The sequence below is a fragment of the Caulobacter sp. CCNWLW153 genome (genome assembly GCF_036889365.1).
Lineage (GTDB): Bacteria > Pseudomonadota > Alphaproteobacteria > Caulobacterales > Caulobacteraceae > Caulobacter > Caulobacter radicis.
The window spans coordinates 332,973-350,409 of record NZ_JBAKFV010000003.1; the positions used below are offsets into that span (position 1 = coordinate 332,973).

18 protein-coding genes and 1 other RNA gene are annotated in these 17,437 nt (G+C 69.2%); 13 read left to right on the forward strand and 6 right to left on the reverse strand.

Annotated features, from left to right (window positions below; translation table 11 throughout):
- Positions 1 to 38 precede the first annotated feature (38 nt).
- Positions 39 to 908 (reverse strand): alpha/beta fold hydrolase, encoded by an 870-nt coding sequence (locus V6S85_RS07275; RefSeq protein ID WP_334348515.1) that lies wholly within the window; start codon positions 906 to 908, stop codon positions 39 to 41.
- Between the two features lie 56 nt (positions 909 to 964).
- Between V6S85_RS07275 and V6S85_RS07280 the strand changes: the two genes are divergently transcribed.
- Positions 965 to 2,161 (forward strand): glycosyltransferase family 4 protein, encoded by a 1,197-nt coding sequence (locus V6S85_RS07280; protein ID WP_334348516.1) that lies wholly within the window; start codon positions 965 to 967, stop codon positions 2,159 to 2,161.
- Positions 2,158 to 3,129 (forward strand): glycosyltransferase family 9 protein, encoded by a 972-nt coding sequence (locus V6S85_RS07285; protein ID WP_334348517.1) that lies wholly within the window; start codon positions 2,158 to 2,160, stop codon positions 3,127 to 3,129. Before V6S85_RS07280 ends, V6S85_RS07285 begins: the two co-directional genes overlap by 4 nt.
- On the opposite strand, the gene V6S85_RS07290 is transcribed toward V6S85_RS07285, so the two are convergent.
- Positions 3,126 to 3,632 carry a GNAT family N-acetyltransferase gene (locus V6S85_RS07290; RefSeq protein ID WP_334348518.1) on the reverse strand — a complete coding sequence of 169 codons (507 nt, stop codon included), beginning with the start codon at positions 3,630 to 3,632 and terminating at the stop codon, positions 3,126 to 3,128. The two genes, V6S85_RS07285 and V6S85_RS07290, sit on opposite strands and share 4 nt — an antisense overlap.
- Before the next feature lie 58 nt (positions 3,633 to 3,690).
- Here V6S85_RS07290 and V6S85_RS07295 point away from each other — a divergent pair, with 58 nt between their 5' ends.
- From V6S85_RS07295 to V6S85_RS07305, 3 genes are all read left to right on the forward strand, one after another.
- Positions 3,691 to 4,263: a TspO/MBR family protein gene (locus tag V6S85_RS07295; protein WP_334348519.1), complete on the forward strand. Its 573-nt coding sequence runs from the start codon at positions 3,691 to 3,693 to the stop codon at positions 4,261 to 4,263.
- A gap of 44 nt (positions 4,264 to 4,307) precedes the next feature.
- Entirely contained in the window at positions 4,308 to 4,691 is a 384-nt protein-coding gene (locus V6S85_RS07300) for a ribosomal maturation YjgA family protein (protein WP_334348520.1), read from the forward strand.
- 211 nt (positions 4,692 to 4,902) lie between these two features.
- Positions 4,903 to 5,565: a DUF1109 domain-containing protein gene (locus V6S85_RS07305; protein ID WP_334348522.1), complete on the forward strand. Its 663-nt coding sequence runs from the start codon at positions 4,903 to 4,905 to the stop codon at positions 5,563 to 5,565.
- A gap of 110 nt (positions 5,566 to 5,675) precedes the next feature.
- On the opposite strand, the gene fba is transcribed toward V6S85_RS07305, so the two are convergent.
- From fba to gap, 4 genes are all read right to left on the reverse strand, one after another.
- Complete coding sequence (gene fba, locus V6S85_RS07310) at positions 5,676 to 6,767, reverse strand: class II fructose-bisphosphate aldolase (RefSeq protein WP_101719458.1); 1,092 nt, start codon at positions 6,765 to 6,767, stop codon at positions 5,676 to 5,678.
- 206 nt (positions 6,768 to 6,973) lie between these two features.
- The gene (locus V6S85_RS07315) at positions 6,974 to 8,164 is read right to left on the reverse strand and encodes a phosphoglycerate kinase (protein ID WP_334348523.1); all 1,191 of its coding nucleotides are present in this window, start codon (positions 8,162 to 8,164) and stop codon (positions 6,974 to 6,976) included.
- Between the two features lie 9 nt (positions 8,165 to 8,173).
- Positions 8,174 to 8,836 carry a DUF6891 domain-containing protein gene (locus V6S85_RS07320; RefSeq protein WP_334348524.1) on the reverse strand — a complete coding sequence of 221 codons (663 nt, stop codon included), beginning with the start codon at positions 8,834 to 8,836 and terminating at the stop codon, positions 8,174 to 8,176.
- An 89-nt stretch (positions 8,837 to 8,925) separates the two neighbouring features.
- A complete protein-coding gene (gene gap, locus V6S85_RS07325; RefSeq protein WP_116490599.1) occupies positions 8,926 to 9,933 on the reverse strand; it encodes a type I glyceraldehyde-3-phosphate dehydrogenase in 1,008 nt (335 codons plus the stop codon).
- Between the two features lie 217 nt (positions 9,934 to 10,150).
- Here gap and V6S85_RS07330 point away from each other — a divergent pair, with 217 nt between their 5' ends.
- The 8 genes from V6S85_RS07330 to ileS all read left to right on the forward strand — a co-directional run bounded on the left by V6S85_RS07330 (position 10,151) and on the right by ileS (position 17,382).
- A complete protein-coding gene (locus tag V6S85_RS07330) occupies positions 10,151 to 10,600 on the forward strand; it encodes a hypothetical protein (RefSeq protein WP_334348525.1) in 450 nt (149 codons plus the stop codon).
- A gap of 4 nt (positions 10,601 to 10,604) precedes the next feature.
- Positions 10,605 to 10,931: a cell division protein ZapA gene (locus V6S85_RS07335; protein WP_058348093.1), complete on the forward strand. Its 327-nt coding sequence runs from the start codon at positions 10,605 to 10,607 to the stop codon at positions 10,929 to 10,931.
- A 170-nt stretch (positions 10,932 to 11,101) separates the two neighbouring features.
- A non-coding RNA gene (ssrS, locus tag V6S85_RS07340) (6S RNA) lies at positions 11,102 to 11,264 on the forward strand.
- A gap of 41 nt (positions 11,265 to 11,305) precedes the next feature.
- Positions 11,306 to 11,920 (forward strand): 5-formyltetrahydrofolate cyclo-ligase, encoded by a 615-nt coding sequence (locus V6S85_RS07345; RefSeq protein WP_116567908.1) that lies wholly within the window; start codon positions 11,306 to 11,308, stop codon positions 11,918 to 11,920.
- A 6-nt stretch (positions 11,921 to 11,926) separates the two neighbouring features.
- A complete protein-coding gene (locus V6S85_RS07350) occupies positions 11,927 to 12,748 on the forward strand; it encodes a TIGR00282 family metallophosphoesterase (protein WP_101719415.1) in 822 nt (273 codons plus the stop codon).
- Between the two features lie 107 nt (positions 12,749 to 12,855).
- Complete coding sequence (locus tag V6S85_RS07355) at positions 12,856 to 13,272, forward strand: organic hydroperoxide resistance protein (RefSeq protein ID WP_334348526.1); 417 nt, start codon at positions 12,856 to 12,858, stop codon at positions 13,270 to 13,272.
- Positions 13,273 to 13,392: 120 nt separating this feature from the next.
- Positions 13,393 to 14,145, forward strand: coding sequence for a YebC/PmpR family DNA-binding transcriptional regulator (locus V6S85_RS07360; RefSeq protein WP_101719412.1), 753 nt, complete (start codon positions 13,393 to 13,395; stop codon positions 14,143 to 14,145).
- 324 nt (positions 14,146 to 14,469) lie between these two features.
- Positions 14,470 to 17,382, forward strand: a complete 2,913-nt coding sequence (gene ileS / locus V6S85_RS07365; protein ID WP_334348527.1) for an isoleucine--tRNA ligase — start codon at positions 14,470 to 14,472, stop codon at positions 17,380 to 17,382.
- The last annotated feature ends 55 nt before the right edge of the window (positions 17,383 to 17,437 follow it).

Here is a 17,437-nt window from a genome sequence, read left to right on the forward strand (position 1 = left end):
AGCAGTCTAGCGCAAGGCCCAGCGTCCGTCGCCGTCCTCTACTCCTCGTCGTTGCCCAGATCCGCCGCAGCCCAGGCCGCGGCCGGGGCCTGGCCGGCCGAACGGGCGGCGGCCGCGCGAGCCAGGCGGCGGGCGACCGGGTCGTCGTCCACGGGCGTGGCCAGCACGCGGGCCTCGGCCACGGCGGCCACCAGGCGCTCCAGGTCCTGCGGGCGCGACAGGCGGTGGTCGCCGTCCTTGATCAGCGAGAAGACGACGTCCTGGCTGGTCAGGCCGTTGGCCAGCTCCAGGGCGTGGGTCCACGGCACGTCGGCGTCGGCCCCGCCTTGCAGCACCCGCACCGGGACGTCGATCGGCACGGGGCCGGGCAGGATCGACCACCGGGCCCCGTCCTCCAGCTCGCGGGTGATGGCGTAGCCGCCGTCGTCGTACTCGGAGGGGCGGATCCAGAAACCGTCGCGGGCGATCGCGGCCCTGGCCTCGTCGGACAGGTCAGGTTCCATCAGCTTGTCGGTGAAGTCGGGGGCGGGGGCGATCAGCACCAGGGCCTTCACCCGCTCGGGCCGGGCGATGGCGGCCAGGCAGGCCAGCCAGCCGCCCATCGACGAGCCGACCAGCACCAGCGGCCCTTCGGTCAGTTCGTCGATGACGGCCAGGGCGTCGGCGCGCCAGCGGCTGATCGTCCCGTCCCGGAACGCGCCCGACGATTCGCCGTGGCCGAAATAGTCGAACCGGACGTAGGCGCCGCCCGTGGCCAGGGCGTGGTCGGCCAGGATCTCGGCCTTCGTGCCGGTCATGTCGGAATGGAAGCCGCCCAGCCACACCACCGTGGGGCCTTCGCCGCCGATCTTGCGGTACGCGAGACGCTGATTTTCCTCGCGCGGGTGGAAATCGCGGACTTCGGTCATGGCGCGGCCTTGTTCGTTTCGCTAACTAACCCCTCCTAACCTCTTCAGAGCGCGGCGTGTCCATCCTTCCCGATGAATTCACCCTGCTGCAGGTGACTCCGGAACTGGAAACCGGCGGCGCCGAGCAGACCACGATCGACGTCGCGCATGGCGTGGTGGCCCAGGGCGGCAAGGCCCTGGTGGCGACCCGCGGCGGTCGCATGGCCGCGCGGCTGGAGGCCGATGGCGGACGCCTGGCCCAGATGCCGGCGCAGTCGAAGAACCCGCTGATCATGCTGGGCAACGCCGCCCGCCTGATCGACCTGATCCGCCGCGAGAAGGTGACCCTGGTGCACGCCCGCTCGCGCGCGCCGGCCTTCTCGGCCCTGTGGGCGGCGCACGCCACCCGAACGCCGTTCGTGGCCACCTATCACGGCGTCTACAACGCCAAGTCCAGCCTCAAGCGCTGGTACAACGCGGTGATGACCAAGGGCGACCTGGTGATCGCCAACTCCGAATACACCCGCGCCCACGTCATCGCCGAGCACGGCATCCATCCCGACAAGGTGGTGGCCATTCCGCGCGGGGTGGACCTGACGCGCTTCGAGCCCGGCTTCGTCTCTGCCGATCGCATCGAGGCCCTGCGCAAGGCCTGGGGCGTCGCCCCCGACGAGCGCCGGCTGAAGGTGCTGCTGGCCGGCCGCCTGACCCGCTGGAAGGGCCAGGGCCTGGCCATCCAGGCCGTCGCGCGGCTGAAGGCGCTCAGCGACACGCGGGTGCTGCTGCTGCTGGCGGGCGACGACCAGGGCCGCAAGGGCTATCGCGCCGAGCTTGAGCACATGATCGCCCAGGCCGGCCTGCAGGACAGCGTCAAGCTGGTCGGCCACTGCGACGACATGCCGGCCGCCTACCTGCTGGCCGACCTGGCCATCGCCCCGTCGCTGGAGCCGGAGGCCTTCGGCCGCACGGCGGTGGAGCCGCAGGTCATGGGCCGTCCGGTGATCGCCGCCGACCATGGCGCCACGCGCGAGACGGTGGTTCCCGGCGAGACCGGCTGGCTGGCCGCGCCGGGCGACGCCGAGGCCTGGGCCCAGGCCCTGAACGACGCCTGCGAGGCAGGGGCCGCCGGACGTCAGGCGATGGGCATGGCGGCTCGCGCGCGAGCGCGACGGTTGTATTCTGTGGACGCGATGGTCGAGGCGACCCTTAAGGTCTATGCGCGCGTCATGGCCGCCCGGAAGACTGGGGCGGGCGTTTTGGAGTCGAAGGGTTGAGCAAGGAGATCAAGAAGGTCCTGGTCATCAAGCTGGGCGCGCTGGGCGACTTCGTCCTGGCCCTGGCGGCGATGAAGAAGATCCGCGAGGCGCACCCGCGCGCCCGGATCACCCTTCTGACGACCCCGCCGTTCGAAGCCCTGGCCCGCCTGTCGCCCTACTTCAACGCCGTCGAGGTGGACGGCCGTCCCAGCGACGCCGGCGACCTCTTCAAGATGCTGGGCCGGATCCGCAAGGCCAAGTACGACCGCGTCTACGACCTGCAGACCAACAACCGCACCGGCTGGTACTTCCAGGCCCTGCGCCCGTTCCCGCCGCAGTGGTCGGGGATCGCCAAGGGCGCCAGCCTGCCCCAGCGCGGCCGCGCCCGCCATCACATGCACACGCTGGAGCGGCACGCCGACCAGCTGCGCCAGGCCGGCATCTGGCCCGATGCGCCCACCGAGCCGGGCAGCGCCCCGCCGCCGGACCTGTCGTGGATCCTGCGCAAGCACAAGGACGCCCGCCCGGTGGCCGGCGCGGTGGCGCCCAAGCCCTACGTGCTGCTGGTGCCAGGCGGTTCGGCCCACCGGCCCGAGAAGCGCTGGCCGGTCGAGAGCTACGCCCAGCTGGCGGCCCTCCTGAAATCCAAGGGGCTGGACATCGTCATCATCGGCGGCCCGCAGGAAAGCGCCATGGCCCGCCAGATCCAGAAGGCGGCCGGCCAGGCCCGCGACCTCACCGGCCGCACCGACTTCGCCCAGCTGGCGGTGCTCGGCGCCAAGGCCGCCCTGGTGGTGGGCAACGACACGGGGCCGACGCACCTGCTGGCCGCGGCCGGCGCGCCGACCATCGCCCTGTTCTCCGACGCCTCGGACCCGGCCCTGTGCGGTCCGCGCGGCCACGTGGCGGTGATCAAGTCGCCGGACCTCAAGGCCCTGCCGGTCAGCACCGTGGCCAGCACGGCGATCTCGCTGCTGCCGCGCTAGGACATACGCCTCATGAACACCCGCGCGTCCTCGTCGAGGCCGCGCGCCAGGTGCTCGGCGCGGATCGCGGCCATGCCCGGGGTCAACTCAGAGACCGTCTCGAACCCCAGGCGGGCGTAGTAGGGGGCGTTCCAGGGCACGTCGCGGAAGGTCGACAGCATCAGGCCGCCAGCGCCGGCGCGCGCGCCGACCGCGTCCAGCAGGGTCGCGCCGATCCGCCGTCCGGCGACGGCCGGCAGCACGTCCAACTGCTCGACATAGAGCCCGTCCTCCAACGGCCTGACCATCACGAAGCCGACGATCGCCTCGCCGAACTCGGCGACCAGCAGGCGGCCCTCGACGATTCGCCGCGCCAGGAGCGGGGCGGGGGTGGGCTCGTCGGCGGCGATGGCGTCCATCAGGCCCAGGAAACGCTGGGCCGAGGCGTGTTCCAGCGCGCGGATCGCCTCGACCTCGACGACGCGCGCGGGACGTAGCAGGATGGGCGAGGGGGCGCTGTTCATCTGGAACCAAGCCGGAAACTGGACGGTTTAGGGTTCCGAGTTAACGAGGAGTCCGTCAATGCGCATCACCCCCGGCAAGCCGTACGCCCCCCGCGCCCTGCCTGGCCGCGAAGCGTTCCAGCCGGACACCAGCGGAAACAGCGCCGGCGCTCAGCTGGCCATAGGCCTGGCCCTGGCCGGCGGCGCCATCCTGGCCGCGACGCTGCTGGGCCGCCGCCACGAGCGGGTGATCGACGACGAGGAGTACGCGGTCGGCTACGCCGAGATGCACGAGCCGGTCGCCCACCAGCCCAAGCCGCTGACCAGCCTGCTGCTGCCGCCCCTGTTCATCGCCATGACCCTGTCGGGCCTGCGCACCTGGAACGCGCCCTCCAGCCCGGCCCGCACCCGGGCGCTGACCCTGTGGAGCCTGACCCAGGGCTTCAACGCCCTGTGGCTGGCCTTCGGCACGAAGCGCGGCGGCGGGCAACTGGCCGTGGCGACCGCCTCACTGGGCGCCTCGGCGGCCTATGCCGTCGAGGCTCGCAAGGTCGGCGGCGCCTCGGCGCCCGACCTCGGCTGGCTGGGCGTGGCCAACGCCCTGACCGCCCAGCTGTGGCGGCGCTCTCCGGTCCGTCCCACCTTGCACTAGACGTTCCGACACGGCCTTCTCCCCGCCTTCGAGCGGGGAGGCGCATGCGGATTCGGCTTCGACACCTGGCGGCGGCCGCGATCCTGTTCGCGGTCGAGGTGGTCATCGCGCTGTTCGTGCGCGACGGCTTCGTGCGCCCCTATCTGGGCGACGTGCTGGCCACGGCCATGGTCTATTTCGCGGTGAGAGGCGCCACGCCGCTGGGCCGCGCGGGAGCGGCCGCCTGCGCCCTGGCCCTGGGCGTCGTCATCGAACTGGGCCAGGCCCTGAACGTCCTCGACCACGCGGGCCTCGGCGGCAGTCGCGTGGCGCGGGTGGTGTTCGGCGGCGTGTTCGACCTCAAGGATCTTGCCTGCTACGTCGTCGGCGTCGGCCTGGCGATGCTGGTCGACCGGCGTCGGCGGAGCAACTCGTCCGCCGCCGGATGAGGCGCCGCGATCGCCGCTCACGGCTCCCGGCGCCGCTCAACCGAGCATTGAGGCGATGTCCACAGCCGCTCCACAGGGCTCGGAGAACGCCGGTATTGACTTCCGCTGCCTAACCTTTACGCATTCGCCCCGGCTTTTGAGAGCGCCTCTCACGAGCACGCGCCGCCAGGGGACGGGCGGCGAAGAACAAGCCTGTTGCGGGGGGAAGCGGTTGGCCTTCGACGACGCGACCTATGACGACGGCGTGCTCGCCGTGCGCACGCCCGATGAAGCGGGCTGGCGGCCGAAAGCCACGCGGCCGGCCTGGCGGCTGGCCGAGATCGGCGTCGCCGGGGGGCTGGCGGCCCTGCTGCTGGTTTTCTTCTGGCTGGACCTGCGCCCGGACATCGACACCGCGCACCAGCAACCGTTCTTCTGGCTGAAGATGGCCTACACCGCCGCCCTGGCCGCCGCGGGCTTCGACGGCCTGGCCCGCCTGATCCGGCGCGGCCCGCCCGCCCCGACGGCGATCGTCGTGGCGGTCATCGCGCTGCTGGTCTTCATCGTCGGGGGCGTGACCGAGGCGATGCAACTGGAGCCGGCCAAGCTGGCGCGGTTGTTCTCGCCGGCCTCGGTGGGGGCGTGCTTCTTCAATATCTCGGCCCTGGCCCTGCCGACCCTGCTGCTGGCCCTGACGGTGCTTCGCGGCGTCGAGACCGAGCGGCCGATCCTGGCGGGCTTCGCGGCGGGGATCTTCGCTGGCGGCCTGGCCGCCAGCGTCTATGGCCTGCACTGCCCGCACTCGACCTTCGTGTTCGTAGGTCTGTGGTACCTGAGCGGCGTGTTGCTGTGCGGCCTCGCCGGCGCCGTCCTCAACCGGCTGGCGGCGATCTAGGGCCACGCCGCCCGATCGGGTCCTAAGCCCAAGCCGGCGATCGCCTCCAAACGAAAAAGGCCCTCCCGGCGAACCGGAAGGGCCCTCGTTCCTGCGCGAGGCGGGAAGGCTTATTCGGCGGCGGCCTTGCCGGCCGGGGCGCCGAACTTGGCGTTCAGCTCGCCCGAGATGTAGCGCTTGGCCATGGCCGCGGTCGAGATCGCGCGGATCTTGCCGGCGTGGCCGGCCGAGCCGAACTGCTCGAAGCGCGCCTGGCAGACCTTGCGCATGGCTTCCTTGGCCGGCTTCAGATAGGCGCGCGGGTCGAACTCCTGCGGCTTCTCGATCAGCAGCTTGCGGATGGCGCCGGTGATGGCCATGCGGTTGTCGGTGTCGACGTTGATCTTGCGCACGCCGTGCTTGATGCCGCGCTGGATTTCCTCGACCGGCACGCCCCAGGTCTGGGGCATCTCGCCGCCATAGGCGTTGATGATGTCCTGCAGGTCCTGCGGCACCGAGCTGGAACCGTGCATCACCAGGTGGGTGTTGGGCAGGCGGCGGTGGATTTCCTCGATCACGTTCATGGCCAGGACGTCGCCGTCCGGCTTGCGCGTGAACTTGTAGGCGCCGTGGCTGGTGCCCATGGCGATGGCCAGGGCGTCCACGCCGGTGGCCTGCACGAAGTCGACCGCCTGGTCCGGATCCGTCAGCAGCTCGTCATGCGACAGCTTGCCTTCGAAGCCGTGGCCGTCCTCGGCCTCGCCCATGCCGGTTTCCAGCGAGCCCAGCACGCCCAGTTCGCCCTCGACCGACACGCCGCAGGCGTGGGCCATCTCGACCACCCGACGGGTGACGTCGACGTTGTATTCGTAGCTGGCGGGGGTCTTGGCGTCCTCCATCAGCGAGCCGTCCATCATCACCGAGGTGAAGCCGTACTGGATCGCCGTGGCGCAGGTCGCCGGGCCGTTGCCGTGGTCCTGGTGCATGCACACCGGAATGTGCGGGTAGATGTCGACGAGGGCGTCGATCATCTTGGCCAACATGATGTCGTTGGCGTAGTTCCGCGCGCCGCGCGAGGCCTGGATGATGACCGGGCTGTCGACCGCGTCGGCGGCCTCCATGATGGCCAGGCCCTGCTCCATGTTGTTGATGTTGAAGGCGGGCAGCCCGTACTCATGCTCCGCCGCATGGTCCAGCAACTGCCTAAGCGTGATCCTCGCCACGTATTTCTCCTGCAAGCTTTGAAGTCGTTGAATTGGTTCTTGTTATTGGGGCGCGGCGCTTGTGCGCTCTTTGCCCGGATATCCCGGGGCCGGTTCCTCGTCCGGCGTCCCGAGAGCGGAGGCCTGCGCCCCGAAAGGCTCGGGGGCAGGCGTTCCGACTTGGTTGATGGTCCCGTGGCCGTTCTCGGCTCGTCGGGATCCTCCCTTTAGGCTTCGAGAGCCGCGACGCCCGGAAGCGTCTTGCCCTCCATCCATTCCAGGAACGCGCCGCCCGCCGTCGAGACGAAGGTGAAGTCGGCCGACACGCCCGCGTGGTTCAACGCCGCGACGGTATCACCGCCGCCGGCGACCGCCACGATCTTACCCGATTTCGCGAGCGACGCGGCGTGTTTCGCCGCCGAAACGGTCGCTTCGTCGAAAGGTTGCACCTCGAACACACCCAGCGGGCCGTTCCAGATCAGGGTGACGCTTTCGTCCATGGCCGCCAGGAGCTTCTTGGCGCTCTGCGGGCCGGCGTCGAGGATCAGGTCGTCGGCCTGCACCTCGCCAAGGCTGCGCACGGCGGTCTCGACGCCCGGCGCGACCTTCTTGGCGACGACCACGTCGACCGGCAGCAGCAGTTCGCAGCCGGCGGCGTCGGCCTTGGCGATGATCTCGCGGGCGGTGTCGGCCAGGTCCTTCTCGCAGAGCGAGCCGCCGACGTCGTGGCCCTGGGCGAACAGGAAGGTGTTGGCCATGCCGCCGCCGATGGCCAGGCGGTCGAGCTTGGCGACCAGGTTGTTGAGCAGGTCGAGCTTGGTCGAGACCTTCGAGCCGCCGACGATGCCGATCACCGGCTTCTTGGGGTTGCCGAGGGCGGCGTCCAGGGCTTCCAGCTCGCGCTGCATGGCCAGGCCCGGATAGGCCGGCAGCAGCTTGGCGAGGCCCTCGGTCGAGGCGTGGGCGCGGTGGGCGGCGCTGAAGGCGTCGTTGACGTAGACGTCGCCGTTGGCGGCCAGGGCCTTGGCGAACTCGGCGTCGTTCTTTTCCTCGCCGGCGTGGAAGCGGACGTTCTCAAGCAGGGCCACGCCGCCGTTCTCCAGGGCGTCGACGACCTTGGCGGCCTCGGGGCCGACGCAGTCGCTGGCGAAGGCCACCGGCTGCTCCAGCAGCTTGCTCAGCGGCTCGGCCACGAAGCCCAGGCTCATCTCCGGCACGACCTTGCCCTTGGGGCGGTCGAAGTGGGCCAGCAACACGACCTTGGCGCCGGCCTTCGACAGGAAGGCGATGGTCGGCAGCGCCGCGCGCAGGCGGGTGTCGTCCGTGATCCGGCCGCCGTCGACGGGGACGTTGAAGTCCACCCGGACCAGGGCGCGCTTGCCGGCGAGATCGGCGGTGTCGAGGGTGCGGAAGGTCATGGGCGTCTTTCAGGCTGGAGTGTTCTGGCGACGGCGTTTCCAGTCGAGCGAGACGGCGATGCGACGCTCGATGCGTCCGTCCCAGTCGGTTTGGAGGCCGTGGCGATTGAGGTGGGCGACGATCTCGTGGCCGATGGCCACCGCCGCCTCGTCGGTTTGTTCACGGGCGCCGTAGTTCAGGTGGAGGCCATAGCCCCCGACGGCGGATTCGGTGTCCTGCTCGTGGTAGAACGCATAGCCTCGGTACGGGCGGTTCGCGTTTCCGGCGCTTTCCATCTCGTCCCAGATCGCGCTCGCGCCGCAGGTCCCGCAACACCAGAAGTTCTGTCGCGAGATCACGCCGTCCGCGTCTAGTTCGGCAAAGGCGGCGTCGAGGCGATCACAGTCCGTTGGCGAGGTCCATTGGGCCTGTTGCGCGGCATGGACCTGGAGGGCCTCGTCGGCGATCCGTTCGGCATGGTCGCGCAGGATGGCGGCGTCGATCCGGTTGTCGCCTACGACGGCGAGGGCGCTCTCGACGATCTCGTCTCTTGGATCGAAGCCGGCGGCGACTCCGTCGCCGATATAGCTACGGATGTCCTGGAGGACTTCCTCGGTGGTGCGCTTGCGCGGAGCCGGGGCCTTGGCCCGACCGAGGACGAAGTCCAAGAGGCGTCGCAGAGACTTCAGCAATCGTCGCTCCTCCCGGCGTAGCGGCGAAACCTTGGGGTACGAAGATCAAGGGCGCCGATCGTTTTCGCGACCGGCGCCCTGTCAGGCTCTTAGAGGAACTTCGCCATTTCGAGAGCGGTGTCGCTCATGCGGGTCGCGAAGCCCCACTCGTTGTCATACCAGCTGAGCACGCGGGCCAGCTTGCCTTCGATGACCTGCGTCTGGGGCAGGGCGGCCGTCGAGCTGGCGGCGATGTGGTTGAGGTCGCTCGAGACCAGCGGGTCGGTGGTCACGGCCAGCACGCCCTTCATCGGGCCGTCGGCGGCGGCTTGCAGCGCGGCGTTGATCTCGGCGATCGTGGTCTCGCGGCCGGTGACGACCTTCAGGTCGATGACCGAGACGTTCGGGGTCGGGACGCGGATCGACGAGCCGTCCAGCTTGCCCTTCAGTTCCGGCAGGACCAGGCCCAGGGCCTTGGCGGCGCCGGTCGAGGTCGGGATCATGCTCAGGGCCGCGGCGCGGGCGCGGTAGAGGTCCTTGTGCATGGTGTCCAGCGTCGGCTGGTCGCCGGTGTAGCTGTGGATCGTGGTCATGTAGCCACGCTCGATGCCGACCAGGTCGTGCAGGACCTTGGCCACCGGGGCCAGGGCGTTGGTGGTGCACGAGCCGTTCGAGACGACGATGTCGTCGGCGGTCAGGGTCTCGTGGTTGACCTTGTAGACGATGGTCTTGTCGGCGCCGTCAGCCGGGGCCGAGACCAGCACGCGCTTGGCGCCGGCCTTCAGGTGCAGGGCGGCCTTGTCGCGGGCGGTGAAGATGCCGGTGCACTCGAAGGCGATGTCGACGCCGAGGTCGCCGTGCGGCAGCTCGTCGGGGTTGCGGATCGCGGTGACCTTGATCTTGCCCGTGCCGACGTCGATCCAGTCCTCGCCCGAGGTGACGACGCCCGGGAAGCGGCCGTGCACGCTGTCGTAGCGCAGCAGGTGGGCGTTGGTCTCGACCGGGCCCAGATCGTTGATCGCCACCACCTCGATGTCACGGCGGCCGTGCTCGGCGATGGAGCGCAGCACGAGGCGGCCGATACGGCCAAAGCCGTTGATGGCGACGCGAAGGGCCATGTGGTCTTTCTCCTCACGATCGGACCCGCTCGGAAGCGAGCGGCGTTCCTTGATTTTGCAGGCGGTTTCGCGGTCGAAAGCGGCGAAGTCAAGCCCAGGAACGCTCACAAGACATTAGCTATTGTTGTGACGCTCGTTACATCGCCCAATTGTGGACACGCCGGCTGGCGAAGTCGGCGACGATCTATATGTTGCGCCGCATGATGGGAACTTGCCGATGATACCGGGCGAAGGAAGCGCTCTCGATCTGGCCGCGCGGCGGCTGGAGCGCGCCGTCGCGAACCTGGAACAGAAGATCGCCGCCGAACGGGCCGAGCGCGCGCGCGCCGTCGCCCAGCCGGCCTCGGGCGACCTGTTCGAGGCGCCCGTCGCCGACGCCGAGGTGGTCGAGAAGGCCGCCCAGCTGGCCGCCGATCTCGAGGCCGCCCGCCAGCGCGAGCGCGCCCTGGAGGAGGCCGGCGAGCAGGCCAGCGAGGCCCTGGGCCGGGCCATCGCCGAGATCCGCGCCGCCCTGGGCGACGAGAGCCTGATCGGCGAAGGCGTCCATGACGACGAGGAGGGCGCCGCGCCCGCCGAGTTCGCCGACGACGAGACCGAAGACGAACCTGAAGCGTTGTACGACGAGGACGACCCGCCGTTCGACCCCGACCCGCCCGCGAAGGCCTGAGCCCATGGCGCAATTGACCATCCACGTGAACGGCCGCCCCTACAGCGTCGGCTGCGAAGACGGCCAGGAGGCCCACCTCCTGGAGATCGCGCGCCTGTTCGATCGCCAGGTCCGCCAGGTCAGCCAGGAAGTCGGTCAACTGGGCGAGACGCGCCTGTTCCTGATGGGCGCCCTGCTGCTGGCCGACGAGCTGTCGGACCTGAAGCTGCGCCTGGCTCACAACCAGTCGGAACTGGCCCGCCTGCAGAACGAACAGACCCGCGTCGAAATCCGCGCCATCAAGGCCATCGACGCCGCGGCCGAGCGCATCGAGAAGCTGGCGGCGGGCTGACCCCCCTCCGGGCTGCCTCCCCCAAAGGGGAGGATCTGAGGGGGCAAGATGCTCCCCCTTTGGGAGAGCTGTCGCGAAGCGACCGAGGGGGTATCAACAGCCGCGACAACGCGCCGGATACGGAGCCCCTATCGCCGGCCGACCCGACGCCCTATATTGCTCCACGGCGGGTCGTGCTGCGGCTCTCGTCGAAGATTTCTATTCCCAGGGACCTTAATCTCTCTATCGGGACCTGTTCCCTCCCGTGGCCGTGGCTGCGGGAACACGGGGCCCACCTGTAACTAACAGGTTCGAGTGGATTGAAACGTCTTCACGGTTCTTCGCGGCGCCGCCACCCTTTCCCTTCATCACCCTTTGCGGGCTAGAAGGTCGCGATGACCATCGCCGACCCCGCCGCCGCCAAGACCGCCCTGCGCGTCTTCGTGCGCAATCGCCGCAAGCAGCTGGCCCTCGAACATCCCGAAGCCGACTGGATGGCGGTGGACGTGGCGCGCGAGCCGCTGTCGGCGCGCTTTCCGGATCCGAAAGGCAAGGTCGCCGCGCTCTATCACGGCCTGGGTTCGGAGGTTTCCGCCCGCGCCCTGGCCGACTGGCTGGCCGGCGAGGGCTGGAGCCTGGCCCTCCCCAGCGTCGAGGGCGCCGATCCGCGCGGCAAGGGCGGCCACATGGTGTTCCGCGCCTGGACGCCGGGCGAGCCGCTGGCGCGCGACGCCATCGGCCTTGTCGCGCCGGTCGCCGACAACCCCATCGTCCAGCCCGACCTGGTGGTGACGCCGCTGCTGGGCTGGGACCGCGAGGGCCGACGCCTGGGGCAGGGCGGGGGCTATTACGACCGGGCGCTCGAGGCCCTGCGCGAGCGCAAGGAGGCCTTCGTCCTGGGGCTGGCCTATCACGGCCAGGAAACCCACAATCTGCCCGACGAACGGCACGATCAACGATTGGACGCCATTCTTACCGAAAACGAGTATATCGAGGTCCGAAAGGACTGATCGATCATGCGTTTTGCTTTCTTCGGCGACGTCGTCGGCAAGTCGGGCCGCGACGGCCTGGCCGACCACCTGCCGGGCCTCCGTCGCCAGCTTGGCCTCGAGTTCGTCATTATCAACGCCGAGAACGCCGCCGCCGGCTTCGGCATCACCGAGAACACCGCCCGCGAGCTGTTCGACGCCGGGGCCGACTGCCTGACCCTGGGCAATCACAGCTGGGACCAGCGCGAGGCCCTGACCTACATCGTGCGCGAACCGCGCCTGATCCGTCCGGCCAACTACCCGATCCTGTCCGACGCCCCGGGGCGCGGCAGCCACCTCTTCCAGACGGACTCAGGAAAGACGGTCTTCGTCGTCAACCTGCTGGGCCGGGTGCACATGGACGCCATGGACGACCCGTTCGCCGCCGCCGACCGCGAGCTCGACAAGGCGCCGCTGGGTCAGGTCGCCGACGCGGTGATCGTCGACATGCACTGCGAGGCCACGTCCGAGAAGATGGCCATGGGCCACTATTGCGACGGCCGCGCCAGCCTGGTGGTGGGCACCCACACCCACGTGCCGACCGCCGACTGCCAGATCCTGACCGGCGGCACCGCCTACCAGACCGACGCCGGCGCCTGCGCCGACTACGACAGCGTCATCGGCAACCAGAAGGAAGAGCCCCTGCGGCGCTTCACCACCAAGATCAGCGGCGGCCGCTACCAACCCGCCAGCGGCCCGGCCACGGTCTGCGGCGTGTTCGTCGAGACCGACGACCGCACGGGCCTGGCGGTCCGCGTCGAACCGATCCGGGTCGGCGGGCGGCTGAAGCAGAGCGTGCCGGAAGTGTAAAACCCTCTCGCCTCCGGGAGAGGGATAAAAAGCTTCAATCCGCTCCCGCTTGCATCCGTCACGATCCCGGGCCCAACCTCCCTTCGAGGCAAGCACAGGAGCCCTCCATGACCGACGCCGCCGTCTACACCGCCAAGGCCCACGCCGTGGGCGGACGCCAGGGAACCGCCACGACCGACGACGGCCACCTGGACGTCAAGCTGGGCTATCCCAAGTCGATGGGCGGCGACGGGCAGGGGACCAATCCCGAGCAGCTGTTCGCGGCGGGCTATGCGGCCTGCTTCCTCGGCGCGCTCGGGCTGGTGGCCCGCAGCCAGAGCGTCAAGCTGGGCGAGCACAGCCTCGACAGCGAAGTGGATCTGATCAAGGACGACGTCAGCTTCCACATCGGCGTGCGCCTGACGCTGAACGCCCCCGAGATCGACCGCGCGGTGGCCGAGGACCTGCTGCACAAGGCCCACCAGGTGTGCCCTTATTCCAAGGCCACCCGCGGCAACGTGGTGGTGGAGCTGAAGGTCGCCTGATCCTGCGTCCGGCGATGGAATGGGCGGGTCGCGAGCGCCCCCTGGGGTGACAAGACACGCTTCCTGGCGGTAGAAGCGCCGCCAACCCATTCCATCGTCAGATCAGAGAAGAGCCTCCGAATGGCCGGCCACTCGAAATTCAAGAACATCATGCACCGCAAGGGCCGCGCCGACGCCGCGCGCTCCAAGCTGTTCTCCAAGCTGTCGCGTGAAATCACCGTGGCGGCCAAGACGGGCCTGCCCGACCCGGCCATGAACCCGCGCCTGCGCCTGGCCGTGAACAACGCCAAGGCCGAAAGCCTGCCCAAGGACGTCATCGAGCGCGCGATCAAGAAGTCGCAGATGGGCGACGCGGCCGACTACACCGAGATCCGCTACGAGGGCATGGGTCCCGGCGGCGTCGGCGTCATCGTCGAAGTGCTGACCGACAACAAGAACCGCGCCGCCTCGAACGTCCGCTCGCTGTTCTCCAAGTACGGCGGCAATCTGGGCGCCACCGGCTCGGTGACCTTCAACTTCGACCGCCTGGGCCAGATCGAGTATCCGGCCGCCAAGGCCAGCGAAGACGACATGATGGAAGCCGCCATCGAGGCCGGCGCCCAGGACGTCGAGAGCGACATGGGCGAGGACGGCGGTCACACCGTCTACACCGCCTTCGAGGACCTCAACGAGGTGTCGTCGGCCCTGGAAGCCAAGTTCGGCGAAGCCTCCTCGACCAAGATCGTCTGGAAGCCCAAGCTGCTGAACGAAGTCACCGGCGACAGCGTCGCCACCCTGATGAAGCTGCTGGATGCGCTGGACGAGGACGACGACGTCCAGAACGTCTATTCCAGCGCCGACATCAGCGAAGAAGAGCTGGCCAAGCTGGGTTGATCTTCTGCGGTGTGAACCTCGCCCTTCGACAAGCTCAGGGTGAGGTTCAAGTTTGAGCGCCGCATCTGAATTGGTCCTCATCCTGAGCCTGTCGAAGGACGAGGACCACGCACCGACTGGACGGCCGCTCCGACTGGAGCGGCCGTTTCCATGTCAGGCTCCCCTTTGCGCGCGGACGTCGCTCTGCTATCCCCTCGCTCCATGAGTTTCGTTCGGAAGATCGCGCGAATTATCCGCCCGGCGTGACGCCGCCGGACGAGACCTCCAGCGCGCGCCGGGTTCCACCCGCCTTCTTCCGACATTCCAGAGCTGGATAGCCTTCCCATGGCCGACGACGCCGCGCCCGCCCGCGACTACCGCGAAACCGTCTTTCTTCCCGACACGCCGTTCCCGATGCGCGCGGGCCTGCCCAAGAAGGAGCCCGAGATCCTCGAGGGCTGGGCGGCCCTGTCCGACAAGGGGCTGTACGGCGCGGTCCGCGCCAGGCGCCAGGCCGACGGCGCGCCGCTGTTCGTGCTGCACGACGGTCCGCCCTACGCCAACGGCGCGATCCACATCGGCCACGCGCTCAACAAGACCCTGAAGGACTTCGTGGTCCGCTCGCGCTTCGCGCTGGGCTACGACGTCGACTACGTGCCGGGCTGGGACTGCCACGGCCTGCCGATCGAGTGGAAGATCGAGGAGAAGTTCCGCAGCCAGGGCCGCCGCAAGGACGAGGTTCCGGCCGAGGAGTTCCGTCGCGAATGCCGGGCCTACGCCGCCGGCTGGATCGAGGCCCAGAAGGTCGAATTCCAGCGCCTGGGCGTGCTGGGCGACTGGTGGAACCGCTACGCCACCATGGACTTCACCTCGGAAGCCAAGATCGTCGAGGAATTCCACCGCTTCGCGTCGAGCGGCCAGCTCTATCGCGGCTCCAAGCCCGTGATGTGGAGCCCGGTCGAGCGTACGGCGCTGGCCGACGCCGAGATCGAGTACCACGACCACGTCTCGCCCACGATCTGGGTGAAGTTCCCGGTCGTCGAGGGCTCGGACGCCGCGGTCGGCGCCAAGCTGGTGATCTGGACGACCACGCCCTGGACCATCCCGGCCAACCGCGCGGTCTCCTACAACCCCGACATCCCCTACGCCGTCTTCGAGGTGAAGGCGCTGGAGGAAGGGCTCGAGTTCGCGCCCTGGTCCCAGGTCGGCGATCGCCTGATCGTGGCCGAGAAGCTGGCCGAGGAGGTCTTCAAGGCCGCCAAGGTCGCCGCCTTTGAAAAGGTCGAAAGCGTCGACTGCGAGGGCATGGTCCTGGCCCACCCGCTGGCCGACCTGGACAGCCACTATGGCTTCGCCGTGCCGCTGCTGGCCGGCGACCACGTCACCGACGACGCCGGCACGGGCTTCGTGCACACCGCGCCCGGCCACGGCGCCGACGACTACCAGGTCTGGCTGGCCCACGGTCATCGCGAGATCCCCGACACGGTCGACCCGGACGGCGCCTACTACGCCCATGTCCCGCTGTTCGGCGGCCTCAAGGTCATCGAGACCGAGGGCAAGAAGACCGGCAAGTTCGGTCCCGCCAACGGCGCGGTGATGGACAAGCTGATCGAGGCCGGCAACCTGCTGGCCCGTGGCCGCGTCGAGCACAGCTATCCGCACAGCTGGCGCTCCAAGGCCCCGGTGATCTTCCGCAACACCCCGCAGTGGTTCATCCGCATGGACCACGAGGTCGAGGCCCTGGGCGGCAAGACCCTGCGCGAGACGGCCGTCCAGGCCATCGCCGACACCGCCTTCCACCCCGACGCCGGCCGCAACCGCATCGGCGCGATGGTCGAGACCCGTCCCGACTGGCTGATCAGCCGCCAGCGCAACTGGGGCACGCCCCTGGCGATGTTCGTCGACAAGCACACCGGCCATCCGCTGATCGACGCCGAGGTCAACGCCCGCATCCTGGCGGCCATCAAGGAAGGCGGGGCCGACGCCTGGTTCACCCGTCCCGACGCCGACTTCCTGGGCGTGCATGATCCGGCCCAGTACGAGAAGGTCGTCGACATCCTCGACGTCTGGTTCGACAGCGGCTGCACCCACGCCTTCACCATCGAGGGCCGCGACGACAGCGCCTGGCCGGCCGACCTCTATCTGGAAGGCTCCGACCAGCATCGCGGCTGGTTCCAGTCGTCGCTTCTCGAAGGCTGCGGCAGCCGGGGCCGCGCGCCCTACAAGGCCGTCCTGACCCATGGCTTCACCATGGACGAGAACGGCGAGAAGATGTCCAAGTCCAAGGGCAACACGATCGAGCCCCAGGCGATCACCAAGGAGTCCGGCGCCGAGATCCTGCGGCTGTGGGCGGCCATGGTCGACTATTCGGAAGACCAGCGGATCGGCAAGACGATCCTGGCCACCACCACGGACGCCTATCGCAAGCTGCGCAACACCATGCGCTACCTGCTGGGCGCCCTGGCCGGCTTCGACGAGGAAGAGCGCGTCACCGACTATGCCGACTTCCCGCCGCTGGAGAAGTTCATCCTGCATCGCCTGTGGGAGCTGGATGGCCAGGTGAAGGCCGCCTACGAGTCCTATCGCTTCAGCGACGTGATCCGGCCGCTGGTCGATTTCTGCCAGGGCGACCTCTCGGCCCTGTTCTTCGACATCCGCAAGGACAGCCTCTATTGCGACGCGCCGACGGCCCTGCGCCGTCGCGCCTATCGCACCGTGCTGGACTACGTGTTCGACCGCCTGACCATCTGGCTGGCCCCGCTGGCCAGCTTCACGATGGAAGAGGCCTGGGTCACCCGCTTCCCCGAGGCCGGCCCCGTCGCCCTGCGGGTGATCCCGCAGACCCCGGCGGCGTGGGAAAACCAGGCCGAGGCCGCGCGCTGGGCCAAGGTCGAGACCGTCACCGGCATTGTCACCGGCGCCCTGGAAGTCGAACGCCGCGAAAAGCGCATCGGTTCGGCGCTGGAGGCCGCGCCGGTGGTTCACATCGCCGACGCCGAACTGCTGGCCGCGTTCGAGGGCCTGGATGCCGCCGAAGTGTTCCGCACCAGCGCCGCGACCCTGGTCGCCGGCGAGGGCGGCGCGTTCACGATCGACGAGGTCAAGGGCGTGTCGGTGGATCCGGTGAAGGCCGAAGGCAGGAAGTGCGCCCGCTCATGGCGCATCCTGCCGGAAGTGGGAACCGACCCCCGCTATCCGGAGCTTAGCCTTCGCGACGCCGACGCCGTGGCCTTCTGGGACGCGGCGCGTCAAAACTAATTCCCCTTCCCCCTCGATGGGGGGAGGGCCGGGGATGGGGGCGACGCGGCGGTTC